This is a genomic window from Vibrio kagoshimensis (assembly GCF_050337535.1).
GTDB lineage: Bacteria > Pseudomonadota > Gammaproteobacteria > Enterobacterales > Vibrionaceae > Vibrio > Vibrio gallaecicus.
Map to the genome: position 1 here is coordinate 1 of NZ_JAKJSZ010000044.1, position 5,773 is coordinate 5,773.

Annotated in this window: 9 protein-coding genes and 1 pseudogene; all 10 read right to left on the reverse strand. The window is 38.7% G+C overall.

Going from position 1 to position 5,773, the window contains the following annotated elements; translation table 11 throughout:
- Positions 1–164: 164 nt before the first annotated feature.
- Positions 165–635, reverse strand: a complete 471-nt coding sequence (locus L4C37_RS22030) for a GNAT family N-acetyltransferase (protein WP_429770085.1) — start codon at positions 633–635, stop codon at positions 165–167.
- Between the two features lie 112 nt (positions 636–747).
- Entirely contained in the window at positions 748–1,170 is a 423-nt protein-coding gene (locus L4C37_RS22035) for a hypothetical protein (protein ID WP_429770087.1), read from the reverse strand.
- A gap of 221 nt (positions 1,171–1,391) precedes the next feature.
- Positions 1,392–1,865 (reverse strand): hypothetical protein, encoded by a 474-nt coding sequence (locus tag L4C37_RS22040; RefSeq protein ID WP_429770089.1) that lies wholly within the window; start codon positions 1,863–1,865, stop codon positions 1,392–1,394.
- 366 nt (positions 1,866–2,231) lie between these two features.
- On the reverse strand, positions 2,232–2,489 hold the full coding sequence (locus tag L4C37_RS22045) for a hypothetical protein (protein WP_429770091.1): 258 nt from the start codon (positions 2,487–2,489) through the stop codon (positions 2,232–2,234).
- Positions 2,490–2,658: 169 nt separating this feature from the next.
- Complete coding sequence (locus L4C37_RS22050; RefSeq protein WP_429770092.1) at positions 2,659–3,192, reverse strand: HEPN domain-containing protein; 534 nt, start codon at positions 3,190–3,192, stop codon at positions 2,659–2,661.
- 144 nt (positions 3,193–3,336) lie between these two features.
- A complete protein-coding gene (locus tag L4C37_RS22055; protein ID WP_137375567.1) occupies positions 3,337–3,771 on the reverse strand; it encodes a hypothetical protein in 435 nt (144 codons plus the stop codon).
- Positions 3,772–3,919: 148 nt separating this feature from the next.
- On the reverse strand, positions 3,920–4,228 hold the full coding sequence (locus tag L4C37_RS22060) for an ATP synthase subunit B family protein (protein WP_429770094.1): 309 nt from the start codon (positions 4,226–4,228) through the stop codon (positions 3,920–3,922).
- A gap of 141 nt (positions 4,229–4,369) precedes the next feature.
- A complete protein-coding gene (locus L4C37_RS22065) occupies positions 4,370–4,795 on the reverse strand; it encodes a hypothetical protein (RefSeq protein ID WP_429770096.1) in 426 nt (141 codons plus the stop codon).
- A 149-nt stretch (positions 4,796–4,944) separates the two neighbouring features.
- The gene (locus L4C37_RS22070) at positions 4,945–5,313 is read right to left on the reverse strand and encodes an MmcQ/YjbR family DNA-binding protein (RefSeq protein ID WP_429770098.1); all 369 of its coding nucleotides are present in this window, start codon (positions 5,311–5,313) and stop codon (positions 4,945–4,947) included.
- 140 nt (positions 5,314–5,453) lie between these two features.
- Positions 5,454–5,773, reverse strand: a pseudogene (locus L4C37_RS22075) (SAM-dependent methyltransferase); the annotation flags it as partial.

Genomic DNA, 5,773 nt, shown 5'->3' on the forward strand with positions numbered 1-5,773 from the left:
AACCAAAGCTATTGAGTGAGCATCTTTAATGTCTGCATTTCTAATATTGATCTTCATAATTCCCTTTGTGAAGCCTAACGCCGCGTTAAGTAGTGAGCAACGCCTGCCTATACTTTGAGCGAAGCGAAAACGGCAAGCGTTGCGAATCACTCTTAAATGCTTTGTTATGCGATTTTTGCGCACATTATGTACTGAGGACCTGCTAGACCACCCAAATACTGTTCAAAACCGTTTTCAAAACCACCTTTTTCGTAACACACTTTAGCTCCAGGGTTTTTGCAATTAACTGTCAGGCAAATCCAATTGAACATTGAGTAGTGTGCTTTTAAGTACGGTATGAGAGCTTTGACCGCCTTCGTTCCTAACCCTTTACCTTGCTGGCTAGTGTCGATAGCAAAAGAGCTTAATCCTAGCCCATCTGACAGACAAAACTCGTAGTTAGAAGAATAAGCAACATCCAATTTGAAGAAACCGATTACTGAACCGTTATTTTTTATGACATGCAAATGAGTTGTCTCATTTGCACTTGATATGAATTCGTCAGCTGTACTGGCAAACTTAACTTGTTCATCAGCTAAACGTATAAGCTTAATTGCCTCAATATTTAATTCGTTAACTTTCTCTATTTCTAACATTTTGCTTCCATGCTATTGAACCGCATAACGCTACCGCAAACATGTGGCTATACTTTTGCGAAGCAAAAATGCCACATGTTGGAGGTCAGTTTGAGTGCCTTGTTATACGTTTCTACTTGGCAAAGATACTATTCAACCCTTGAGTTGCTTGTATGTTTCCATATTCAACTTTCCCATTATTAATCTCGTGTGGTAAGTAAACGATGACCGAGTAGCCAGAGTAATGATCTAAATTGAAGGCTATTGCATCAACTTTTTGGGTTGCAGAAACTCGTAATTTAACATCGTATGCTAATGCTGTTGTTAAATACTCTCCATTTGAAGCTTTAAGACGAAATGCATCTTCAAGTAAAGAGATTAATTCATTAGATTTAGGGAAATCGTCACCATTATGCGCGGCAACGCTAACTATATTACCTTTAATATCAGTGGCGAGGCCTAGTGGATAGAATTCGTTATGCTCAAGTAACAATTGCTCAACAAGCAGTAAAGTTGCGTCCATAAGGTATTGAGCTTCATTTTTACCTTCTGACATTTCATCTCCTTGAGATAAGTTACTAAAAAGGAATAGTGCTATAGTTAAAAAATGTTTCACTTGTTCTCCATTCAACGTGGGGTACTCGGACGTATAACGCCGCGTTAAGTAGTGAGCAACGCCACCACCCTACCTAAAACCTTGCCACCTTAAACACTAAAGCTGACCCAAACTGAAAATGCCAAGCGTTGGAAATCTGACTTAAACGCCTTGTTATACGACTATTGAAGCGTTGCGTAATACTCTGAGAATATCTGGAAACTAGTCACAAAGTACCCATCACCATTTGGAATAGTCGATACCTTGACTAACCCTTTACTATTCTCAAAAGTGGCTTGCATTTCATAGTTTGAGAACTCATATTGCCCTTGAACTGTAGATGCCACTGATTTAGACGATACCCACTTTAATTCGTCAATGGTTTTTAGCGTCCCAATTTTACTTAATAAAGATATTAATTGGGTTCCTTCTTTCGTTTCCAAATACTCAGTAACCTTTGGGTGAAGGTACTCTTTAAATTCACTTAAGTCGTCAGCATTAAAGCTCAAAACCACTTTCTTGATATAAGTTTGAGCAACAACATCTTGTTCTAGGGCTTTAGTCGTTGCGTATATTTTCAAAATAGCAAATCCAATCGCACAGATAACAGCAATTACAATTAGTATCGCAAATACTTTAGCTATAATTCTTGCCATTAATGTTCCTTTTTTGTCGGGTCGTATAACGCCCAATTAAGTAGCTGACAACGCTACCAAGACACTCAAATTTATCACCGAAATCACTGATGCTAAACCGAGCTAAAAATGCCAAGCGTTGGCAGTCTGCTTAAATTGCTTGTTATGTGAGATTTCAACGCGTACGAACTTTTGAATATTCAAACAGTTTGAAATCATCTGACGGATCTGGCTGCARCTCACCAACYTTGATRTATCCGAGYTTTTCATAGAAGTGGTGATTTCTAAAKGACATGTAKGGKGTAAATAATGTCCAATTGTCTATGTGYTCATACTCACTTTCAATTAGGYGCATTACTTTTGAACCAATGTGCTTATTTTGAAACTTTAAGTCGATATATAATACTTAATTTCAATACAGCTTGTTTCGCCGCCCTCAACACAAATAGCACCAGCAAACTCACTGTCACATACGACTTTATAAAACTTATTTTTACTCACTTCCGCTTTGAACCACTCTATTGACTCGATATTTGGAGGGAATGCACCATATTTATCATAATCATCTGAAAAGGCTTTTAGCKCAGAATCCTGCAGCAACTGAATGTCATCAGTACATGCTAGTTGTAGGTAAATATCAGGCATAATTATCCTTATCTGATCATAAATACTAATTTTAGAGCATTTCACATAACGCCCAATTAAGGTGTGAGCCACGCTACCACGGCACTCAATTTGGACGCCGTAAACACTGAACTAGACCCAAACAAAAAATGCCAAGCGTGGGGAATCACGCTTAAATTGTTTGTTAGTATTATTTTGATATTTTCAACTTTTCAGTTGCACTAACTAACCCTTTAATAAAACGAATAGCTTTATCTAGATCATCTCTTTTTACTATATGTGATTGAGTTACTGACGTATTTGCTTGATGAGCAGCATCACCTCTGATTGATATTAATTGGTCTAGAACTTTTTTAGCTTGTGGAGGATGATAATTGTCCCATTTCCAGCTTTCAGTAATATCGATATCAAAGTAGGATTTGAACAGTTGTTTCGTTTTGGCTGTATTTGGGTTGAAGAACCTTTTTAGGTCTTCTGTTACTTTTCTTTGGACGAAGCCACCGATTTGGCTCCCCTTTACTGAGAATAACCAAATCTCAATTTCTTCTTGAAAACGGTCTTTAACGTATGTTTCCCAAGCAGCGAGTGTTAACACCATTCCTGCACGTTTCAATGACTCTGAATTATGGGAACACTGCCCATTTTTCTCTGAATCAAACCGCTCTAGCAACTCCTCTGCATCTTGGATTGCTCGCTCAAATAGCTCTCCTGCCTTGGTCACCATAACCTCCTTATTCAAATAATAATACTAACGCCGCGTTAAGTAGTGAGCAACACCACCACCTAACCTAAACCATTGCACCGTAAACGCCAAACCCAACTTTGAACTGGCAATGTCAAGCGTTGGGAATCTGTCTTAAACGCCTTGTTAGGCGTCTGTTGACTCGATTAATCTTGTACTAGGTTTTTCATTCGATAACACATGGACAAGATCGTTCATAGATATGAAGACAAAGTGCATTACCTTATGATTTTTATAATCTTCTTTAGTGTGTGTTCTTGCTGCATACAAATCAGCCCATTGTGAGTTAGAAACTATCAACGTAGGGTAAGTCCAGCTCATGAATTTTTCTGAACAGCACTTCGGAAGTGTTTCTGGTAAATCAATGAGTCCATATGATTCATCTTCCCACTTCAAGGCGATCGGATTTTCAAAAGTCAGCTCAAGATCCTTAGCGTAACCTCCAGTGACTCTGGAAAAATGCAGAATTACAGTTAACCGAGCACAACGCTCTGATTCCCATTTATATGAGATATCAGAACATGGAAAATCCAATTCTTTAAATATTTCCCACTTGATCATAAATCTCCCTACGCCTAACGCCCAATTAAGTAGCTGACAACGCTACCTATATACTCAAACCTACCACCGAAATCACTGAAGCCAAATCGAGTTGAAAATGCCAAGCGTTGGCAATCTGCTTAAATTGCTTGTTATGTTAATTTACACGCTACTTTGGAATTGTATAAGTAACAGGCTTTTTAATACTAAGTCTTGAGCCAGATATCACCACTTGACCTGATTTCATATGCCTAGATATTTCTCGCCGATTAACAAATATGCTTTTCAAATTAATTAGCATAAACAGAATAAAGGCAAACCAAAGAAATCCAGATATAACCGCTAAAATGTCATAATCTGTCAATTTACTTTCAGCAAAATAAGAAATATATGCTCCAAAAACCAAGTAATAGAAATATGGATTTTGCACAATTATTATTTCATTTTCCGTTTCTTTCCGATCAAAAATCCAAATCACTGTAGTTATTTCCTCTTGTTAACATAACGCCCAATTAAGTAGCTGACAACGCTACCCAATACACTCAAAATTACCACCTAACTCACTAAAACTAAACCGAGTTGAAAATGCCAAGCGTTGGCAGTCTGCTTAAATTGCTTGTTAGCTTTTGTACACCATGATTTCAGCATTAGTTAACTGAAACTTTTGTAGCAACTGCATCGCCTTTCTTGAGACTAATAACATCCCTTTTTCGGACACGCTAAAGTCGTCTTTGCCGTTATCTCCCGTTATTTGTAACCACGAGAAACTAGGTAAACAGCACTCTTGCTGTAATTCTTGAAATATATCAGAACTTGATAGTTCCACTGCAGCAAGATTGTATCCAGACAACTGTGATGCAACTAATGCTGTCGCCAAGCTTTCAGAAACTAAAAAACACGGAAATGACTCTAATAAGTCATCTCCCAACCACCCATCAAACTCTAAGTGTAACTTTTCTACTTTTGGCGGGTGTACATCAAAATACCCCAAAGTGTTTTCACCAAATCCCCCTGGGACTTCAGGTTCGATCAAATATTGACTCACCCCATTCTCCTAAAAAAGCTAACGCCGCGTTAAGTGATGAGCAACGCTACCACCCTGCCTAAACCATTGTTACATAAACACTTAACCCAAAGTAAGCCGTAAATGCCAAGCGTTGGGAATCCGTCTTAAACGCTTTGTTATGAGCGTGGTTAAGCTAGGTACTCTATGCCCAATTCTCGTTGCTTACGCTTACTTAAACCACTCGCGACAATTCGGTATGATTCCGATAAATAGTACTTTAGGTCATCGTCTAATTTGCCTGAAGTGTCAACTTGCTGTATCCACTTCATTCCACGACTAGCAAAATATGGAGCCGGTTTATAACCTTCACAATCACTTAGAAAGTCAAAATTTAAATTGGAGACTTTAAACGTGAATGCAGCTTGGGAACCATCGCTCCAACCACCTATGGCAAAGACTTTGCCGCAAACCTTCCATACATCGGAATTACCCCATTGAACGACGTGACTCGTTCCAGCAAAAGAGCCGCAAAAATGGTTAAATTCTTCGTAATTCATGCTGATTTCCCTATTAGCTCATAACGCCGCGTTAAGTAGTGAGCAACGCATACCACCAAGCTTAAACCATTGTGCCGTAAACACTAAATTCAAATCAAACTGAAAATGCCGAGCGTTGGAAGTCTGCCTTAAACGCTTTGTTATGTACGTTTCACCGCGACCACGGAATATGTATGCCAATGCTTCATTCTACCCAATGAAGTCTTCGATTTTTCATCACGTTCAAAGAACCTGACTATTTCAAAACCTGAGAACAGAGTCTTTACCTCTGATTCCGATAAAGGTGTGGTTGGAGTACGATAGTTGTTAGCCCAACTGTCTTCAAAGCCCATGAAGTCACCAGCAAACACTCCACCGATTTCAATTGAAGATTTAATATTGCTCCAAGTCGATTCAAATTGGTTTGGGTCAGCGAAGAACAAGCTGGAATTTGCAATAACTACGCCAGACTTTGGATAGT